Source organism: Clostridium sp. Marseille-Q7071, assembly GCF_965112025.1.
This window is the reverse complement of the sequence record NZ_CBCOPR010000001.1, coordinates 2,537,704-2,558,501: the sequence shown is the minus strand read 5'-3', so window position 1 is coordinate 2,558,501 and position 20,798 is coordinate 2,537,704. Positions and strand designations below refer to the sequence as shown.

The following is a 20,798-nucleotide window of genomic DNA, read 5'->3' as shown; positions in this document are numbered from 1 at the left end:
ATAAATTCTCACACCATAGATTAGGCTTACAACTTTTATTTAAAACTTACATCTTTGTAAGTATATAGAATAAATTTACAAAATAATAGCGAGACTTTCCATTTCGGATAGTCTCGCTTTATAAGGCTTTTTTAGTGTAAATATCTATTTTGCTTCTTTTGCAGCTTTTATAACTTCTTCAAAATTAGGCTGTTCTGTAACTTCAGGTACATACTCTACATAAGTTATTGTATTACTACTATCTATCACAAATACTGCACGAGTTAATAACCCTAATTCTTTTATATAGCTACCATAATTATGTCCAAAACTATGATCCTTATAATCAGACAACATAGTTAAAGCTTTTACCGCTTTTGCTCCACACCATCTTAATTGTGCAAAAGGTAAATCCATTGAAATTGTATAAATATGAACACCTGGAACTTCTCCTGCTTTTTGGTTAAATGTTTGAACTTCTAAATCGCATACTCCTGTGTCAATAGAAGGCACCACTACAAAAATTCTTACACCACTTGTGTTATCCAATGTTACAGGCTGCAAATCACTATTAGCCAATGTAAAATTTGGTGCTTTATCACCTACTTTAAGTTCCTTATCAATTAAAGTTATAGGATTACCTTGAAATGTAATATTCATATTAACTCCTCCCTTATATTTTCTATATGGTAGTGTTACCATATAATATTCTTAATTATTCATAAAGCAAATCTTAATTATTACTCTTTATAACCTATATTAAAAAAGCTCAATATAATGTTATTCCAATTTTAAAAGCCCATAATTATATTTTAATTTTAATATTCTTTTTAAGCTCTCATTTATTATATTCTCACTTAGATTTCCCGTTTTAACCTCTTCAATTATTCCATAAAAAACTTCATCGAACTGCTCATTATTTCCGCCTGGTTCTAGAGGTGCTGGCATTAGTAGTATATTAGCTCCTGCTTTTAATGCATTAACTGAAGCTTCCTTTAGTGTAAAATAATTTTCTATAGCTCCCATATTTAGAGCATCAGTGATAACCACACCTTTAAATCCTAGTTCTTCTCTTAAAACTTTTCCTATTATCTTACTAGAAAAAGTGGCTGGTACTAAAACTTCAGTATCTTTCTTAGAAGAATAAATTTTGCTATCATCTAAAGCTTTTGCTTGAATATGACCTACCATCACCATATCCACATTATTTTCTATAGCTTTTTTAAAAGGATATAATTCTATAGCATTTATTCTATCTTTAGAATGGTTTATACTTACTAAATCTTTATGAGAATCTCCTATAGTATCTCCATGTCCTGGAAAGTGTTTAACAGAACTAATTATACCTTCGCTTTTTAATCCTTCCATAAATTTGACTCCAAATTCTGCAACTATCTCTGGTTTATTACTAAATGCTCTAATACCTATAACGGGATTTTCAGGATTAGTATCTACATCCATTACAGGAGCAAAATCTAAATTTAGTCCTAAATTTTTCATATCTTTCCCTATACTTTTTGCAGTTTCAAAAGATAAATTAGGATCTTTACTATCTCCTATTGTTCTAGCACTAGGCGCTTCAACATCTCTAGGTATTCTTGTTACAGTTCCTCCCTCCTCATCTGTCCCTATAAATACTCCAATATCTCTTGAAGTCTTTTGTATATCTTCTGTAAGCTTTTTAGTTTGCTCTTTATCTATCATATTATTTTTAAATAAGATAATTCCTCCTAATTTATATTTATTAAATACTTCTTCTACTTCTGGAGTAACCATTGTAAAGTCAATCTTTTCTCCATTAGTATTTACAGTATCTATAGAAGGCATAAGTAATTGTCCTACCTTTTCTTCAATACTCATTGAAGAAATTTTTTTCTCTATCTTCTCATCTACAGATTCCTCTAATTTAACTGCTTCTTTTGTAGTATTTTCTTTAATTCCACTATCTGAAACTTTCTCTTCTGAAGTTTTAATGTTACAACCAGTAAAGATTAATATTGCCATTAAAATTATAATTAAAGTTTTTTTCAATAAAATCTCTCCTAACTATAAATTTATAATATAATCTCAATAAATAATTTAAACTCTTTTCTCCTAAGTTATCCAGACACTCCTAATTGTATAACTTATATTTATAATTTATTATAACCTAATTTTTATAATTGTTATATTATAATACCTATATTTTTCTAAGCTATTAGTTTGTAAACAAATAGCTATAATTTATTTTATCACTAACTAATTTCTTATAATAGTAGTAATTAAAAAGGAGGTGCATTAGAATTATTAAAAAAATTATTCTGATGCACCTCCTTTTTAAATTTTTCTCTTTAATTCTTAATTTTCTGATAATGACTATCGATATCTTCTAAAAACTTTTCAATGCTTTCTGAATCTTCTAGCTTGAGGACTTTATCACTAAGTTCTTTTGCCTCTTTAATTGTAAATTCCTTCATATATCTTCTTAATTTTAAAACTAAAGCTGAACTTACACTAAACTCATCAAGTTCCATCCCCATAAATATAGGAAGAAGCTTTATATCACTAGCTGCTTCTCCGCAGATTCCTACTGGTATACCTTCCTTATGCCCATTTTTAATTATAGTATCAATAAGCCTAAGTATTGATGGATGATATGGAGTATATAAATTTGATACTTTTTCATTTAATCTATCTACAGCAATAGTATACTGGATAAGGTCGTTAGTGCCTATGCTAAAAAAATCTACTTCTTTTGCAAGAATATCAGAAATAATTGCTGCTGAAGGTATTTCAATCATTATACCGATTTTTATATGCTCATCATAAGGTATTTCACTAGATTTTAATTCCCTTTTACATTCTTCAAGAACTTCCTTTGCCTCTCTAACTTCTTGAACACTAGATATCATAGGAAACATTATTTTCACATTACCAAAGACACTTGCCCTTAAAATAGCTCTTAGCTGAACCTTAAATAATTCTCTTTCTTCCAAACAATATCTTGTTGCTCTAAAACCAAGAAAAGGATTTTGCTCCTTCTTAATATTTAAATAAGTAAGCTCCTTATCTCCTCCTACATCTAAAGTTCTGATTGTTACGGGTTTTCCGTCCATTCCTTGAATCACTTCTTTATAACAGCTTAATTGTTCATCTTCATTAGGTGCCTCATTTCTTCCCATATATATAAATTCACTTCTAAAAAGTCCAATCCCTTCACCATCATTATCTAATACCTGATGTAATTCTTCCGGTGAACCGATGTTGCATACTATTTCGAAATCTTTACCATCCTTTGAAAGAGATTTCATACCTAATAAAGATTTATTAAGCTCTTTTTCACTTTCTAAATAGACTCTCTTCTCATTGAACTGATTTATTATCAAGCAATCTGGCTCAATAAAAAACTCACCTGTACCTCCATCCATAGCTAATGAAGATTTTTCATTAAATAAATCTAATATTTTTCCAGCACCTACAATTGCTGGAATGCCAAGATTTTTAGCCATAATAGCAACATGAGATGTAGGGCCTCCTATTTCTGTTATAAAACCAAGTATTTTATTTTTAGGAAGCTTAGCCGTCTCAGATGGCGTTAAATCATGAGCTACTAATATAAAGGATTCAGTTAAACTGTTATAATCTATAGTATTTAAATTTAGTAAGTTATTTATTATCCTATTTGAAACATCTATAAGATCACTACTTCTTTCACGCATATAACTATTATCTAAAGAATTAAACATATCTACATAGAAATCAGTGGCTTCCTTAACCGCCCATTCAACATTAAACTTAAACTCTTTAATTTTATTTTCAATAAGAGTAATAAATTCCTCGTCTTTTAGCATATGAATATGAGCTTCAAAGACCTTCGCTTCTTCTTTCCCCAATGTATCTTCTGTAAATATAATAAGTTCTTTTATTTGATCAATAGATGTATCTAAGGCTTTTTTAAGCCTTTTTACCTCTTCATCATAATCTTCAATACTATATTTTTTCACTTCAATTTTATTATGCTTAACTAATATATTCCCAATAGCAATACCTGTAGATGCACCTATACCTTTCATATAACGACCTCCTAAGTACCTCTTCATAGTTTTTAGTTACTAGCATTTAGAGAATAACTAGTCAGTATACCTCCATATTTTCCAATCTCTGACTAGTTATTTTATACTTATTTTAAATAGCTACCTGCTTTTTCATCTACAATTATAGTAACATCTGGATGTAATTGAAGTATTGATGCAGGTACTTCTGGAATTATATCACCATAAATCGCTTTATATAATATTTCTGCTTTTTCCTCACCATTAGCAAGCAAAAGAATTTTTTTTGAACTCATAATAGTTTTTATTCCCATACTTACTGCTTGTCTAGGTACATCTTCTATATTGTTAAAAAATCTTGAATTGGCCTTAATTGTATCTTCATCTAAATTCACTAGAAATGTTTTTGATTCAAATTTAAAACTTGGTTCATTAAAACCAATATGACCATTTCTCCCTATACCAAGTAGTTGTACATCTATACCGCCAGATTTTTCAATTTTTTTCTCATAACACTCACACTCTCTTTGAATGTCTCCTGCTAATCCATCAGGAATATTAATGTTTTCTTTTTTTATATCTATATGATTAAATAATTTAGTTTTCATGAAGTTATAATAACTATTTATATCATTAGATTCTAATCCACAATATTCATCTAAATTAAAAGTAATTACGTCTGAAAAGCTTATAAATCCTTCATTGTATAAACGAATCAACTCTTCATAAGTACCTATAGGTGTAGATCCTGTTGCAAGACCTATAATACTTTTAGGCTTTAATATAAGTTGACTCGCCAATATACTTGCTGCCTTTCTGCTTAGTTCCTTATAATCTTTTACCTTAATAATTTGCATAACCTAAAATTCCTTCCTAAAATACAAGTTTCCTTCTACTATGGTATATAAAATATCCATATTTTCATTAAATACTGTAAAATCAGCATATTTTCCTACTTCTATGCTTCCTTTCATACTATCTATCCCAATAGCACTGGCAGGATTTATTGTAACCATCTTAATTATTTTTTCAAGTTTTAATTTAGTATGGTCTCTCATGTTTTTTACTGCTTTATCTAAAGTGAGGAGACTTCCAGCTAATGTACCATCTTCAAGTGTTGCTCTTCCATTGGATACAAGTACTTTTTGTCCACCTAAATCGTAATTTCCTAATTTCATACAAGCTGCTCTCATAGCATCACTTATTAAAATTATCTTATCTTCACCTTTAGCTTTTTCTAAAATATTAAATAATGCAGGATGTACATGAATTGTATCCGCAATAAGCTCACAATAAATATCACTATTTAAAATTGCTCCAATTACCCCAGGATTTCTATGATGAAGTGGAGTCATAGCATTAAAACAATGAGTTGCACTTTTTATACCATCTTCTATAGCACTCATAGCTTCTTCATAAGTAGAATTTGTATGTCCTATTGATAATATCATATTTTTATTCACATTCATAGATTTAATAAAAATGTGATTTTCATCCATTTCAGGAGCAATTGTAATTATCTTAATTATATCAAGATAAGGTTTTATAATTTCTATTGTTGGTGTTAAAATATACTTTTCATTTTGTGCTCCTTTATACTTTGGACTAATAAAAGGACCTTCCAAATGAACACCAAGAATTTTTGAACCATTAAACTTCATATCCATAGAAATCTTTATCACATCTAAAGCTTTATGAATATCCTCTATTGACATTGTCATAGTTGTTGGTAAGAAACCTGTAACCCCATGATTACAAAGACTCTTACTAATAGCTTCTATACCTTCAATCCTGCCATCCATAACATCAAAACCTTTTGATCCATGAACATGGATGTCTATAAATCCAGGTGATATATAGCTGCCTTCTACGTCAATAGTTTCTATATCTTTACTAAGAACATTATTTTCTACAATTTGAATTATTTTTTCATCATATATAATTGATTTACCCTGTAAAATTCTATCTTTTAGGATTACTTTACCATTTTTAATGCATTTTACAGCCATATATTTACCTACCTTTATATTTTTCATAAAATCTCATTTTTAGAGATCATACATGAAAAATTCAAACTTAAAATTCTCTGCTATCTATTATCAATAATAGATTAATGATTAGAAATAACTTGTACATTTTCATAAAAATATTATTTTTTAAGTTTATTTTAAAATTTATAATTCAAACTTAAATTTTTGCCATGGCTTAATATAATCTAATAAATAAATTTCATCTTCATCAATTTTTCCTACTACATTAGTTTTTCCACTGTTCTCCATATCCTTTAGTGCAATTTGAAGCTCTCCACTATATCTTTCATAAAGAGAACTTTCAATTAATACATCCCCTCTTTTTATAGGCTTTGCATTAAATAATTCAAATTTATGATTTTTATATTTTACACGACTTTCCGTTGATCTAATCATATATTCAGATATATCTCCTCTATTAAAATGGCTTTCTTCTAAAACTATCTTTTTCTCTGTCTCTGGTAACTCCTCTAAAAGTTTGACCTTAAGTTCAAGAATATTCTTATTTAATTTGCTTAGTTTATAAAATTCTTCTTCTGATGCAAAACAATTTGCTATTATAACATCATCAATTAATTCTGTATTAAATAAATCTTTTGCTTGAACATCAATTGGTAAAAATCTATGTTCTTCTAAAGTACAAAGTCCATGAGAAGTTGGCCATGGACCAAAAGTTCCATTAGGTGAACTAATAAAAGCAGCCGTCCTTATACCTTTTTCTTTAAACTCTCTCGATGTGTTTAAGAAGTGTTTTCTTGATATACCCGTGTATCTATGAGGATAAAAGTTATGACACCCTATTATATTATCTTTATTAGGACAATAACTTAAAATGTTATCAAGATATTTAGTTCCATTGCTCATATTTATTTCAATTTTAAGCCCATATGGATTAAAACTCATTATGCTTTCTTCCATTCCTGAAAATCCTAAGTCTAATCTTATTCCGCTTAAATTTATTTGAGAAAAGAATTGAAGATCTTTATAACTTAAGTTTAATTTTTTAAAAATAGAGGGATCTACATCTGCAATAACTTCCATCCCTAACTCTTTTGCAGTATTTGTTATTTCTTTAAACTGATTTAAATTATTTTCTATATTTTTTCCCAAAGATATAAGACAAGTAAATATCCTTGTAAATCCATATTTTGCAGCCATTTTTAAATAATCTTTATATTTTTCTATGTCCCCTTGTGGAGGATATATTGATATTCCTAATTTCCACATTTAACTACCTCCATTTTCACTTTAAAATTTAATTATTACTTGACACTTTTTTATACATATCTACAAATTCTATAGCTAAATCCCTTACGGTTATGGCGTTCATTAAATGATCTTGAGCATGAACCATAAGCAATGTAATTTCAATTTTTTCATTTCTTGCTTCTGATTGAATAAGTTTTGTTTGTTCTTTGTGGGCCTCTTCAAGACTTTTATCTGCTAATTGAAGACATTTTTCAGCCTCTTCAAAATTTCCTGTTTTTGCGTGAGCTATAGACTCCATAGAAAAACTTTTAGCTTCTCCGCTATAAGATATTAATTTAAATATTATATTTTCCATTATAAATTCCTCCCTACTTAAATTGAGGTAAATATTTTTTGTTTTCATCAAGTATATCTTTCAATAATTTTTTAGTAATGTTTATTGAACCACCTAATGGATTATTGATTAACGCTAAAAAAGCTTGATTATAATCTCCATTTATTGCTGCTTCTATTGTAAGAGTTTCATAAGCTTTAACCTGTTGTATAAGCCCTCTTATAGAATTTGGTAAATTTCCTACTGATATAGGTGTTGCTCCACTTTTATTTACAATTGCATTTGTTTCTATAACAGAATTATTAGATAACTCTAATATAGCTCCATTATTTTTTATATTTACAGTATGAATTTCATTTTTATCATTATATACAGCACTCATAAGAGAAACTGCAGCTTCTGAATAATATGCCCCTCCTCTTTTATCTAGCTCTGATGGTTTTTCATCAAGGTTTTCATCATCGTATATTTTAAATAATTTATTTTCTATCTCCATTACTTGTTTTGCTCTAGTTCCTTCTCCTCTTTTTATATTTTCTAATTCTTCTTTTAAAATTTCATCTTTCATATAAAAATACCTATGATAAGGACAAGGAATCATATTTAAAGATTTTAGAAACTCTTTATCCCATTTTAGATCAGGAATATTATTCATATTTATAGAAGCACCCTTAGAAAGTCTCTCAATTATCTCACTTATTATATCTTCACCATCAAGATAAACAGATTGCCCATATACCATATGGTTAAGCCCTATAAAATCTACTCTTATTCTATTTGACTCTACCTCAAGTAATTTTCCAATATTATTTCTCATTGTTATTGGAACATTGCATACTCCAATAGCTTTAACTTTTGTATAATTTAAAACAGTTTCAGTAATAATTCCTGCTGGATTTGTGAAATTAATTAAAAATGCTTCTGGAGCTAATTCACTAATATCCTTACATATATCAAGTATTACTGGTATTGTTCTAAGTGCTTTAATAAATCCTCCTACTCCAGTAGTTTCTTGACCAATGAGATTATACTTTAATGGTATTGTCTCATCTTTTAGCCTTGCTTTTAGCCCTCCTACTCTAAATTGAGTAACAACAAAATCTGCATCTTTTATAGCTTCTTTTCTATTCAAAGTTGAAGTTATTTTTGTTTTGATATTATGTTTATTTAACATCCTTAAAGAAAGTTTGCTAATTATGTCAAGTTTCCATTGTCCCTCTTCTACATCTACTAATGCTATTTCTCTTACAGGAAATTCCTCAATTCTTTGTATTATTCCATGAATAAGTTCCGGAGTATAACTACTTCCTCCACCAATTACAGCAACTTTAATGCCTTCCATGCTTTTCCCTCCAATCGTAAAATTATGTAATATTTTTCATTTAAATAGGAAAATCTCTTTTGTTGAATTATGCATGGAATTCACAATAAATATTGCAGATTCCATGCATAATTTTAAACCTTAACTTTTTATGCTATTATCTATTTCTTTCACAATGTTTTTAGATTTTTTATCCTCAATTCTTTCTGCTAAAACAATAAAAGGAATATACATAAACACACCGATAGCAAGATTTACTATTTGTACTATGGATCCCGCAATTGATCCTCCAGTTGCAATCCATCCACTAATTATAGGTGGTGTTGTCCATGGTATCATAGCAATAGTACGAGGAACTAACCCTGTAGCAGTAGCAACATAGCTTATTATCGTTAATACTACTGGTGTTAAAATAAATGGTATTATAAATGCTGGATTTAATACGATAGGCATACCATATATCATAGATTCATTTATATTAAATAATCCTGGTCCTAATGAAAGGTTAGCCATATTTCTATGGTGTTTACGTTTTGAAGCTATATAAATAGCAATTATTAAACAAATTGTTGCACCTGAACCTCCCATATATACAAAAGCATCGAAGAATGGTTTTGTAACTATATTTGGTATAGATGCACTAGCTGCAGCAGCTGCCGCATTTTTCTCAAGTGCTGGAAGATAAACTGCTTGCATAACCGGTTCCAATATATTGGAACCATGTAATCCAAAGAACCAGAATAAATGATTTAAAAGTACAATTAATATTGCTGACCAAAGCGTATTTGCCACTGATCCTAAAGGTGCTTGTAGTGCATCATAAATTAGTTTATGAATATCATCTACTCCAATTACAGCAAATAAGATCCTAATTACTGAAAATATAGCTATTGTTATCATAACTGGCAATAATGCTGCAAAGGATTTAGAAACCGCTGGCGGTACATTATCTGGCATTTTAATTATAAGTGACTTATTTCTTCTTAGCCTTACAAATATCTCTGTAGATATAAGTGCTACAATTATTGCTAAGAATAATCCTAATCCTCCAGATGCACTATAAGGTATTCCTGAACCATCTGCTGTAGGTTTTGTTATAGATAATAGTGCTGCAAAAGCTACAACACCTGCTGTAAGTCCATCAGCTTCATAGGACTTTGCAAGATTATAAGCTATAGTAAACACTACAAGAAATGACATTATAGCAAAAGATCCTGACCAAATGTTTCCTCCAAAGTTTTTCCATGACTCGCCAAACACATTAGTCATAAAATTTTGATATGCTTCTATTGGTAATGCATTGATTAATGTACCTAATGAACCTGCTATAATCAATGGCATTAAAGTTACAAATCCATCTCTTATTGCTACAAGATGTCTTTGAGCACCTATTCGTCCTGCTACAGGTACAAAATGTTTTTCCATAAAATTAATAAATCTTTTCATTTTTTCCCCCCCTAATATTTATAAAAGAGATTCTCTTTACTTAATCATGTTAATAGCTTGTTTTAATACTGCCTCTCCATTCATTGTTCCATATAAAATACTGTCAATTACACTTACTGGTATTCCCTTTGGTGCCATTAATTTTTCCATCTTTCCAAGTAGATATCTAACTTGAGGACCAAGTAAAACCACATCTACATCTTCGTGATTTTTTACATCTGCTTCTCCTATTGCAAATATTTCTGCTTCTAAATTTTCCTTAGCTGCAGCATCCTGCATCTTTTTTACTAGTAAACTAGTAGACATTCCTGCACAACAAACCAACATTATTTTTTTCATAACTTTCTCTCCTTTTTAATATCCATTACTTTTTAAGGCTAGATTTAATGCACCATGGGCTGAGTCTTTATAAGGAGCATGAATTATTACTTTGGGGAATTCATCATTTATTTTTTTCTTTAATAAACTATTTATAAGAGATGATTTTAAAAGTATGCTACCTCCAAAACTTAGTTGAAAATTCTGAATTTTCATCTTAAGGGAAAGAGTTTTGACCATCTTAAATAAATCTTCTACAGCTTTATCTACAATGTCTTTAGAAATTTTGTCGGAATGATAGCTTTCTAATACAAGAGGTGCAAGGTCAGCAATATGTTGTTTTTTTGAATTATAAATAAATGGTATAAGTTCTTCATAGTTGGAAATTCCAAGATTTTTACTTACCTTTTCCCATAGTATAGTCTTTTCACTTCTTCCATCATAGCTTTCCATTATCTTCTTAAGTGCATCTCTTCCAATAGCAAATCCACTTCCCTCATCATCAATTATATGCCCCCATCCTCCTACTCTAACGGCATTGCCATGAATATCAACGCCATAGGATATGGATCCAGTACCACTAATTAAAATGGCATCTCTCATGTGACCATTTGCCCCAACCAAAGTAGTTATGGAATCATTAAATATTAATAACTTATTTTTATAGCCTAATGTCCTAAAAATATTCTTTAAAAGGTTTTCATCATCCTCACAATCAATTCCAGCTCCACCTAAACATATTGCACTAATATTTTCTTTAGCAATATTGTGTTTATCACAAAAATAAGTAAACATAGAACTGAATACTTCTTCTGTTTGTTTTGCGCCTACACTGTGATAATTTGTAGGACCAGCTTTAAAACTGTCTATAACTTCATTATTGCGGTTTCCTAAAAGGCAAATAGTTTTTGTGCCGCCTCCATCAATTCCAATATAATAACCCATATAATCCTCCTTCTTGTAATGGGACATTAATTGTTATTCATTAGGTAAAGTTTTATTGAATAATTCTTCTAGTTCATTAAATGCTTCTGTTTCATCTTCCCCATCTATTAAAACAGATACTATATCTCCCATAGCTGCCCCAATACTCAAAATTCCTATTATGCTTTTTGCATTTGCTGATCTTCCGTCCTTTTCAATGGTAATATTAGATTCAAATTGTTGTGTTAGATTAACCAATGTAGCTGCTGGCCGTGCATGAAGTCCTGATTTACTTTTTACTGTTACATTTAATTTCTTCATAACTTACCTCCTTTACACTAATAATTAAAGCAAATGCTATGCCAAAATTCTCATTTATATATAATTATTCTATATTTTTTGCTTTTTTAATAATAAATGGCTCTACTAAAGGCTTTATACCATAAGCAAAAATTTTTCACAGTGCTATCTACGGTTAATATTAAAAAGGAACTAACTTTAAAAAATTTATATAGATCAAGAAATTTTTTCAAAATTTATATTTTACTATAAGCCCTTAACTTCTGTTATCTCAATAGTTTGATGATTATTAATATCATTCTAATAATAAAAATGCTTGTATTTTAATAAATATATTTATACGCAAAAATAGTGTGTACACTGATATACACACTATTTTTATAGACTACACAGATTACACTATAATTAAAATGCAATAGATATAAAATAACATGACTACTTAAGGGTAGTAAACTTATATAAGTAAATAAGTTATGTTAATAATAAATCTAATAACAAAATTTATTTACATAATATGGTATAAAACAACTTAGTATAATACCTAAATATTCTTCAAAGATATTTAAATATTTAATCTAATTCATTGAACATAAACATACGACAAATATAAGCTACTTCATTATTTGTAATTTTTACATTATATTGTTCTTCAAGTTTTTTCAAACACTGTTTTATTTGTGCAATTTCTCTACTATATTCATCAATAAAGCCTTCCAAATCTTTAAATATTGATTCATTACCACCATTTTTTAGCTTATCTATTAAAAAACATATGTGAATTATTATTCCTACTTCTACTTCATCACTAAGAGTTTTTTCTAACTGTATTTTTATTTCTTCAACCGTTTGTTTTACATCTTCAACAGTTCTTTCACAGCCATCAAAATTTAAGTGTTCTTTAAGTGATGAGCTAATTTTATTATAAGTATCATTTACTTCAACTATTTCTTTAAGGGTATTTATCCCACCTTCAATCAATAAATCTTTTGCAGATATAAAAGGTATATCATCTATATGAATTTTTACTGTTCCAACTATAGCTAAAATTTTGTAATTTTCCCTATAATAATCTACTGAACTTAAAAATTCTCTTCTATTTATGATGTTCATTGGAATTATCTCTATCTTCTCAAAATTTAGTAGCTTTTCACAAATAATTCTCTTTAATCTCTCAGCTGCCCCATCTCCAGTAAAACAAGCAGTTATAATAATATTTTTCTTTTCTATAGTAGTTTTTCTAATTGGTCCTCTTGTAAAAGAATTATTTTCTTTACAACTTTGGTATACTTCTATTAAGTCTCTGCCTAAAACTGCTTTTCTTAAAGCTTCAATAACCATAGGAGTACTAGCTCTATCAATAGTTTTAACAATTATTCCAGTTTCTTCATATATCATGTCTCCAAAGTTTACTAGTGACCCCATATCTACTAAAAGCAGAACTCCCTTACTTTTATTTATATCTTGTGCCTTCTTCTTCGCTAGCTGATATGCCTCTTCTGCATTCATAGCTAGAGGCATGTCTAAAGCAGCTGCATGATTTACTCCCACTAGATCATTAGCAACCTGTACCATACTGCTAGCAGTACTGTCTCCATGAAATATTACAAGTATCCCCACTTTATCTTTTTCTTCATTTTCTAGTTCGAAAGAATTTGATGCTAAAAACATAGCAATATAGCCTATTTCGTCAAGAGGTGTTTCGATATAAAAAGTATTATCAATGACCTTTGCTATTTCCATAGCAATTAAGAATTCTTCATCATATTTGGCTCTTATAAAATTCAATTTTGGATTATATATTTTCCTTCCATTTTTAATTCTTCTTATACTACCATTTAAATGTAATGCAAGAGCAAAATATAAATTGTCATCATATTCTTTATAAAGCTTATTTTGAGCAAAAGTTAATATATAATCTACTGTATTAACTATCTCTTCTCCAACTATATTTATTATTTCCTCTCTCTTAACCTTAGATGTTATATATCCAATATGCTTTTTAAAATGACTTTCTATATCAATATTAAGAATTTGATTAATCTCACTATCTTGAATACCAGTTGCTTTTAAATTTTCTAATTTTCTTTCTATATCATCATAAAAATCTCCTTTTTCTTCATGACTCTCCTCCATTTCTTTTAATTCCTCTTCTTTATAATAAAATTTAAGTATATCTCCAGTATTTTTTAAAATATTATCTATTTCTTCTCTATTATCTTTTATTTTTAAAATTCCTTTTTTTACATAACTAGGTAGATCTTCTTGAGTAATTATTATATAATTTTTTCTTTGTGATTTATAATTTAAAAATGCCTTTGCACAGGCTAATTGTATGTCACTTTTTAACTGTCCTATATTATTGGGGCAATCATATAATAAGAAAGACTCCAAAGAATTACGATTAATATATATACTCTTTCCCAATCTTTTTGATTCATCCTTTATGAATAACTCAATAAGCCTATACCTTTCCTTCATTCCTCTACTCATTAATGATGGTAAAGTAATTATCATTGGAATTCTTCTAGTAAATGTCTTTAAAAGATGAGATTGAGGATTTTCCGTAGTAGCAGCTATTATCTGTACTGATGCCTTTTCTATTCTTTCCGTTTCTCCTAACGGTCTAAAGTGTCCTTTATCTATAAATGTAAAAAGTATTTCCTGTCCATGGGGTGGCAGTCTATGCACTTCATCAAGAAATATAACCCCACCATCAGCTTTTTTTAGTAATCCTTCTCTATCCTTATCTGCTCCAGTATAAGCACCCTTTTTTACTCCAAAGATATAAGCTATTAAAAGTTGAGGATTATCTGCGTAGTCTGCACAATTAAAATGTATAAAAGGTGCATCAAAAGAAAGCATTCCTGCCTCCACAGAGAATTTATACATAAGCTCTGCAAAAAGTGACTTTCCAACTCCTGTTTCTCCAAGGATAAGAGTATGTAGCCCCTTTGGTGGATAAAGTATAGCTGCCTTAGCCTGCTGGATAGCTATTTGTAAACTATTTTTAGCCCCTATAATGCTATCCAAACTATTCTTATTTTCCTCTGAAATAACAATATTTTCTTCTAAAGTTTTATAAAGAACAGGACGGCCTTGAATCTTCTGAAGTTTTTTCTCTAAATAAAGTTTATTAAGATGTCTGCTAACATTTGCCCTATCTAAATTTAATATTTTACTTACATCAAAAGCAGATACTCCTTTTGGTATTTTCTTTTGCAATACTGAAACAGTCTGTAATATTTTATCCTTACTCTTCAAAACATTCCCTCCAAACATTTAGTAGGAAAATTTTACAAAAATAAATTTATACATCTTTTAAAAATAACTGGTAAAAACTTCTGAGGACATTTTCTACGAAATTCAATGTATATAATATAAATCCCACAATATTATCTAGTTATTTTTTAAAGGATGCGTTATTTATATAATTATAACACTTTTAAATAATATTCACATTATTTGGAAGAAATCTTTAAAGCTATTATTAATAAATTTACATAAAAACCATATTTTTAAAACATAATTGTAATTATAAAAATTATTTGTTAGATTTTTCATAGTATATACTAGAAATTTTAAAAGTTATACTCTAAAATCCCAAAAAGCTGTAGCCTGATTTTTCAAACTACATACTATAATTATTAGAAAGTAATCCTTTCAATTAGTTTGTAAAAGGAGATTTAATTATGAAGAATATAAAAGAAGTTATTAATATAGATAATTCGAATGATCAAACAGCAACTACATCAACAGAAGAAAAAATGATTCCTGAATTAACATTAGAAACATCAATGACAAAAGAAGCATTGGTAAATACAACATTAGAAGAAGAAACAAAAGAATTAACTGATTTACCAACTGAAACTACAGAAGTTAAAGCCGTATTACCATGTGGGTCTCCTTGCCCTCCAGTTCCTAATCGTACAGTAAATTTTTGTTGTATCATAGATATTCCTAGTAATCTAAGAATCACTGCATTTGATGCTGCAAGAATTACCTATAACCTTGATTGTTTACAGTGTGTTGTAGAACCTTGCACTACTACTGCTACAGTTTGTGGCTGCCCTATAACTCTTACTGTGTTTAATGTGAAAATTGTAGGATGTATCCCATTCTTAATAAATGCCTTTATTACTAGTACAGCATGTACAAGAGTGAGAAATGGCTTCCCTAGAGATGCTTCTTTATGTTGTCATGATTCTGTATGTGTAAATAATATTATATGTACTAGATGTAGTGAAGCTGAAGCTAATGCTGCATGTGATATTATTCGTGGAAAACTAGCTAACTGTACTTGTGTTGATGCAACTATTAATCCTCTTACACCATTAGCTTGCCCTAATTTCCCTGGAGTGATTAAAGGTATAACTGTTTCTGGTTTCTTTACTCTTCCAAATTGCAATCCATCAATTCCAGGAAATTGCAATCCACCAATTCCAGGAAGTTGCACTCCATAGTGGCTTTTCTCATAATATTAACTAAAATTTTTCTTATAAGTTACTCATATAAATAGAAAAATTATGGCTGTTCTAAAAAGAACAGCCTTCTTAATTAATATTAATTAAATGGAGAAATTTTCTGGCAATAAGGCAGGTACAGGTGCTTTGGTTACTTTTAAAGATTCAAATTGTCTTATGTCTATTGTTTTAGCTCATCAGCCACATTTTATCAATCAATCAGAATGTAATGATGAAGACATATTAACTGAGTTATGTTCTTATCTTAAATTTAATAAGCATTTGCCATTAATTCTTGAAGCATCCAAATGTATTTCATGTATGATGCCATTTATTACAAGCCAATTTATGCCAAGGACAAAAAGCGACAGACCTAAAGTTGTACCAAAAGGCTCAACAAATCTTGCATTCCTTGGACAATATTGCGACATACCTAATGATGTTGTTTTCACAGTAGAATACTTAGTTCGTTCAGCACAAACTACTGTTTATTCTCTTTTAAAATTAAATAAGGATGTTACTTCTATTAATCCAAATCAATATGATATTAGAACATTATTTAACTCTTTTATAACTTCATTTAGATAAATTATAAATTAAACTTTCAACATTTCTCTTATATTCCATTAGTGGTTAAAATCATTAACTTTATATTTACTACTTGGCATGGTAAAAATTTTAATCCGACTTCTAATATAAATAAGATTTAAACAATAAGAAGCACTCTTCTATGAAAAAGTACTTCTTATTATTTAAACTAGTTCACTGTAATATAAATCTAATAAATCAATTTAAATTTTATTATTATAATTATCATCCATTTTTCTGAGATATCTTTTATTTATTATTTCCACTTACGTCTAAGATTTAATATCTCTTGAGAATATCCTATTATGGACATAGGACTCATAATCATTTGGTACATAAGTACATATACAACAAAACCTAATATATTTCTTCTTACTCTTAATCCTAATCTTTTAAATACATGCCTTTGATATCTATAAAGTATAAAATTCTGAAATAGTGCTAAAGGCATAACAAATAATGTAAAAGGCCCTACTACCCAAAACTTTCCAAATAGTGCTAGTATTAATCCTGGCATCCAACAAAAAGTATATACAAAATCAAGATATGGCATAACAAGATTTATACCTGTAAGATAACGAACATAGAATATTGGATGCTGCCAAGGTTTAACTATTTTTAAAGCCTCAAGCATTCCTCTTGCCCATCGGCTTCTCTGCCTTGACAAATGCTTTAATGTTTTAGGTACATCTGTAAAAGCTACAGCTAATGGTTCAAAATATACTTTAAGATCATGCTTTAAAAAATTCCAAGTTAAAACAATATCTTCACCAATGGCATCAGGCCATCCTTCCATTAATCTTAAAGCCTCTGTCTTATATAAAGAATATGCTCCTTGAGCTACCAATGTTCCTTGATATAAGCCTTGCATTCTCTTAATACTAGCAATTCCTAAAAAATAATCCCATTCCTGAAGCTTTGCAATAAAATTTTCTCTACTATTTCTTACCAAAACAGTTCCTGCCACAGCGCAAACCTCTTTTGGTGCAGATTTAATTCTTGATACAATGTACCTTATTGCAGATTTATGCAATAAAGTGTCTGCATCTAAAGTAACTGTATACTCTGTTGTTATGTAATTTAAAGCACTATTTAAAGCATTATATTTTCCTGGCTTTTCTTCATAAAGAACTTGCAAATTTAAGCTCAATTCTTCTCCTGCTACCTGTGCAGAATGAAATGTGCTATCTGTAGAACCATTATCAACAACAATTACATTAATATTTCCATCGTAATCTTGATTTGCTATATATCTTAAAGTATTAGCAATATTTTTTTCTTCATTTTTACATGCAATGATAATTGTAACTTCGTCATTAGGGCTTGTATCTAAAAAAACTGGCTGCCTATCCATTAGAAGACTAGTAACAATAAATGCATTAATATAACCTGGTATATACCCTATACCAGCAATAATTAATATTGCTACTGGCTTTGTAACTATCATTCCTAGATCATTGATCCATGGTAAAGATACATATATAGAAAATATCATCCAACTAAATGCAATTATATGACTTAATAAAAACTTATAAGGTACTTTAATATAAATTTTTTTATGAAATAAATTTGTTTTATTCTTTACTTTAGTTTGAGTTTCAAGCATTTTAACCTCCATTCTACTATTCTATAAATATAATATTTAAATATTTATATTGTATTACAAATATTCAATATAATGTAAATATTATCACGTAATCATTCTTATAAAAATTAATTATTTTGCATTTAATATTATAACTTATGAAATTAAAAAATTCAGTACCTTTTAAATATGTAATTCATGGTAATTTAAATTACAAATGAAAAATTACACATAATAAAGATTTAACATAAAAATATTTATATAAAACACTTTTCATGACTGCTACCTCTTCATTAACTGCTGCAGCTCCTCCTAAAATGACAGAAATTATTCTAGCCTATGTTGCTACAAATAATATGCTTTCAGTAATCACAATGATAACCTCTTTAGTCTTTGTTTTCCTACAATTTGCTAATTAATATCATAAAATATTAGAACCTAATTTTAAAAAAATAAAAAACAGAAGATATTTACTTTAGTAAAATTGATATTAAAAGAAATGTTACTTAATTCTTAGCAATGTCTTTAATTAGTCAATGAATAAACTTAGACATTTCTGTTATTAAAGCCTAGGTATGATGATTTTAGTATTACCTACTATGATTACTATGATAGTTAAAGATATTTTCCCATATTATAGGTCTACTTTTAACTCTACCTTCTAGTATTCTATATCTTAATTTTTTATGGATTAAACTAATAATATATATTTTCTAAGTATTATTACGACTATCTTAGCTTTTACAGGAATTTATGTAGGCAATAAAAGAAATGTCTTGTAAAATTGTAATAATATATAATAGTATTTATAAATATCTTCTTTTCTTACGAGGTATATCCCATTTTGTTCTAAAATTTTAAGATAAAATATAGGGGGAATAAAAATGAATAAAGATGAATTAAAAAAACAAATAATTAAAACTATTGATGAAAATAGAAATAAAATTATTGAAATAGGTAAAAAAATATACTCTACTCCCGAATTTGGATATAAAGAATTCAAAACTACAAATACAGTAGTAGATTTTATGAAAAATGAGTTAAATTTAGATGTTGAAGAAAATATTGCAGTTACAGGATGTAGAGCTCAAATAAACTCTAATAAAACTGGCCCTAAGATAGCCCTATTAGGTGAGTTAGATTCCATATCATGCAAAGACCATAAAGATGCTAATGAAATAGGTGCTATTCATGCATGCGGTCATAATATACAAATAGCTGGAATGCTAGGAGCCGCTGTGGGGCTTGTTAAATCTGGTGTTGCTGATAAGTTAGATGGCAAAATAGAACTTATGGCAACTCCTGCTGAAGAATTAATTGAATTAGAATATAGAGATAATTTAAGAAAAGATAAAAAAATAAAATTCTTTGGTGGAAAACAGGAACTTATTTATCGTGGTTACTTTGATGATGTAGATATTTCTATAATGTTTCACTCTTTAGATATGGACGAAAATAAAGCCTTAGTAGGTACTGAAAGTAATGGATTTATAGCAAAAAAAATTAATTTTATAGGAAAAGAAGCACATGCTGGTTCAGCACCTCATGAAGGCATCAATGCTTTAAATGCTGCTATGCTTGCTATAAATAATGTACATGCTCAAAGGGAAACTTTTAAAGAAAGCGAAAGAGTTCGATTTCATCCAATAATAACTAAAGGTGGAGACATAGTAAATTCAGTTCCTGCAGATGTTAGAATGGAATCTTATGTTAGAGCTAGAACTATAGAAGGAATATTAGACGCAAATGCTAAAATTAATCGTGCTCTAATGGCTGGTGCTTTTGCTGTAGGAGCTCAAATAGAGATTACAGAAATTCCAGGCTATTTACCAATATTAAGATATAGAGAATTAGATAATTTATTTAAAAACAATTTAGTTGCTATTGGAATAGCTGAAGATAAAATAATAGATGGAGGAGATTTTACAGGCTCCTTTGATTTTGGAGATGTATCACAATTAATGCCTACTCTTCACCCAATGATAGGTGGAATAAAGGGAAGCCTTCATTCTAGAGAATATGAAATAATAGACGAAGATTTAGCATATATAACTTCTGCGAAAGCAATGGCATTAACTGTAGTAGATTTATTATGTGATAATGCAAAGAATGCAAATGAAATATTGGATAACTTTACTCCTAAAATGACTAAAGAAGAGTATCTAAAATTAATGGATAGTAATGATAAAATAATAAAAGCATAGAAATAACACTATCTCAAATATCTTTATCCTAGAGCATTTGAATATCAAAAATTCATAACCATAAAGCAA

The 20,798-nt window shown here is 28.7% G+C and carries 17 protein-coding genes; 3 read left to right on the top strand and 14 right to left on the bottom strand.

The window, feature by feature from the left end; genetic code table 11:
- Nucleotides 1-144: 144 nt before the first annotated feature.
- The 13 genes from tpx to ACWPW7_RS11930 all read right to left on the bottom strand — a co-directional run bounded on the left by tpx (nucleotide 145) and on the right by ACWPW7_RS11930 (nucleotide 15,153).
- On the bottom strand, nucleotides 145-639 hold the full coding sequence (gene tpx / locus ACWPW7_RS11990; protein ID WP_291566410.1) for a thiol peroxidase: 495 nt from the start codon (nucleotides 637-639) through the stop codon (nucleotides 145-147).
- A gap of 120 nt (nucleotides 640-759) precedes the next feature.
- A complete protein-coding gene (locus ACWPW7_RS11985; protein ID WP_454053685.1) occupies nucleotides 760-2,010 on the bottom strand; it encodes a glycoside hydrolase family 3 protein in 1,251 nt (416 codons plus the stop codon).
- Nucleotides 2,011-2,309: 299 nt separating this feature from the next.
- A complete protein-coding gene (gene ptsP / locus ACWPW7_RS11980) occupies nucleotides 2,310-4,031 on the bottom strand; it encodes a phosphoenolpyruvate--protein phosphotransferase (RefSeq protein WP_454053684.1) in 1,722 nt (573 codons plus the stop codon).
- Between the two features lie 107 nt (nucleotides 4,032-4,138).
- Nucleotides 4,139-4,867, bottom strand: coding sequence for a glucosamine-6-phosphate deaminase (gene nagB, locus ACWPW7_RS11975; RefSeq protein WP_291566402.1), 729 nt, complete (start codon nucleotides 4,865-4,867; stop codon nucleotides 4,139-4,141).
- A gap of 3 nt (nucleotides 4,868-4,870) precedes the next feature.
- Nucleotides 4,871-6,046, bottom strand: a complete 1,176-nt coding sequence (gene nagA / locus ACWPW7_RS11970; protein ID WP_454053683.1) for an N-acetylglucosamine-6-phosphate deacetylase — start codon at nucleotides 6,044-6,046, stop codon at nucleotides 4,871-4,873.
- A gap of 138 nt (nucleotides 6,047-6,184) precedes the next feature.
- The gene (locus ACWPW7_RS11965) at nucleotides 6,185-7,267 is read right to left on the bottom strand and encodes a DUF871 domain-containing protein (RefSeq protein ID WP_454053682.1); all 1,083 of its coding nucleotides are present in this window, start codon (nucleotides 7,265-7,267) and stop codon (nucleotides 6,185-6,187) included.
- 28 nt (nucleotides 7,268-7,295) lie between these two features.
- Complete coding sequence (locus ACWPW7_RS11960; protein ID WP_039632320.1) at nucleotides 7,296-7,604, bottom strand: PTS lactose/cellobiose transporter subunit IIA; 309 nt, start codon at nucleotides 7,602-7,604, stop codon at nucleotides 7,296-7,298.
- Between the two features lie 13 nt (nucleotides 7,605-7,617).
- Nucleotides 7,618-8,925 (bottom strand): 6-phospho-beta-glucosidase, encoded by a 1,308-nt coding sequence (locus ACWPW7_RS11955; protein WP_454053681.1) that lies wholly within the window; start codon nucleotides 8,923-8,925, stop codon nucleotides 7,618-7,620.
- Between the two features lie 120 nt (nucleotides 8,926-9,045).
- On the bottom strand, nucleotides 9,046-10,350 hold the full coding sequence (gene celB / locus ACWPW7_RS11950) for a PTS cellobiose transporter subunit IIC (protein WP_454053680.1): 1,305 nt from the start codon (nucleotides 10,348-10,350) through the stop codon (nucleotides 9,046-9,048).
- Between the two features lie 36 nt (nucleotides 10,351-10,386).
- Nucleotides 10,387-10,689 (bottom strand): PTS sugar transporter subunit IIB, encoded by a 303-nt coding sequence (locus tag ACWPW7_RS11945; RefSeq protein WP_454053679.1) that lies wholly within the window; start codon nucleotides 10,687-10,689, stop codon nucleotides 10,387-10,389.
- 15 nt (nucleotides 10,690-10,704) lie between these two features.
- The gene (locus ACWPW7_RS11940; protein ID WP_454053678.1) at nucleotides 10,705-11,613 is read right to left on the bottom strand and encodes a BadF/BadG/BcrA/BcrD ATPase family protein; all 909 of its coding nucleotides are present in this window, start codon (nucleotides 11,611-11,613) and stop codon (nucleotides 10,705-10,707) included.
- Nucleotides 11,614-11,646: 33 nt separating this feature from the next.
- Entirely contained in the window at nucleotides 11,647-11,913 is a 267-nt protein-coding gene (locus tag ACWPW7_RS11935; RefSeq protein WP_454053677.1) for an HPr family phosphocarrier protein, read from the bottom strand.
- A gap of 549 nt (nucleotides 11,914-12,462) precedes the next feature.
- Entirely contained in the window at nucleotides 12,463-15,153 is a 2,691-nt protein-coding gene (locus tag ACWPW7_RS11930; RefSeq protein WP_454053676.1) for a sigma 54-interacting transcriptional regulator, read from the bottom strand.
- A gap of 428 nt (nucleotides 15,154-15,581) precedes the next feature.
- On the opposite strand from ACWPW7_RS11930, the gene ACWPW7_RS11925 reads away from it, so the two are divergent.
- Together ACWPW7_RS11925 and ACWPW7_RS11920 are read left to right on the top strand one after the other, a co-directional pair.
- Complete coding sequence (locus ACWPW7_RS11925; RefSeq protein ID WP_312573435.1) at nucleotides 15,582-16,352, top strand: hypothetical protein; 771 nt, start codon at nucleotides 15,582-15,584, stop codon at nucleotides 16,350-16,352.
- Nucleotides 16,353-16,460: 108 nt separating this feature from the next.
- Nucleotides 16,461-16,940 (top strand): oleate hydratase, encoded by a 480-nt coding sequence (locus ACWPW7_RS11920; protein WP_454053675.1) that lies wholly within the window; start codon nucleotides 16,461-16,463, stop codon nucleotides 16,938-16,940.
- 256 nt (nucleotides 16,941-17,196) lie between these two features.
- On the opposite strand, the gene ACWPW7_RS11915 is transcribed toward ACWPW7_RS11920, so the two are convergent.
- Complete coding sequence (locus ACWPW7_RS11915; RefSeq protein ID WP_454053674.1) at nucleotides 17,197-18,546, bottom strand: glycosyltransferase family 2 protein; 1,350 nt, start codon at nucleotides 18,544-18,546, stop codon at nucleotides 17,197-17,199.
- A gap of 863 nt (nucleotides 18,547-19,409) precedes the next feature.
- Here ACWPW7_RS11915 and ACWPW7_RS11910 point away from each other — a divergent pair.
- A complete protein-coding gene (locus tag ACWPW7_RS11910) occupies nucleotides 19,410-20,729 on the top strand; it encodes an amidohydrolase (protein ID WP_454053673.1) in 1,320 nt (439 codons plus the stop codon).
- Nucleotides 20,730-20,798 lie beyond the last annotated feature (69 nt).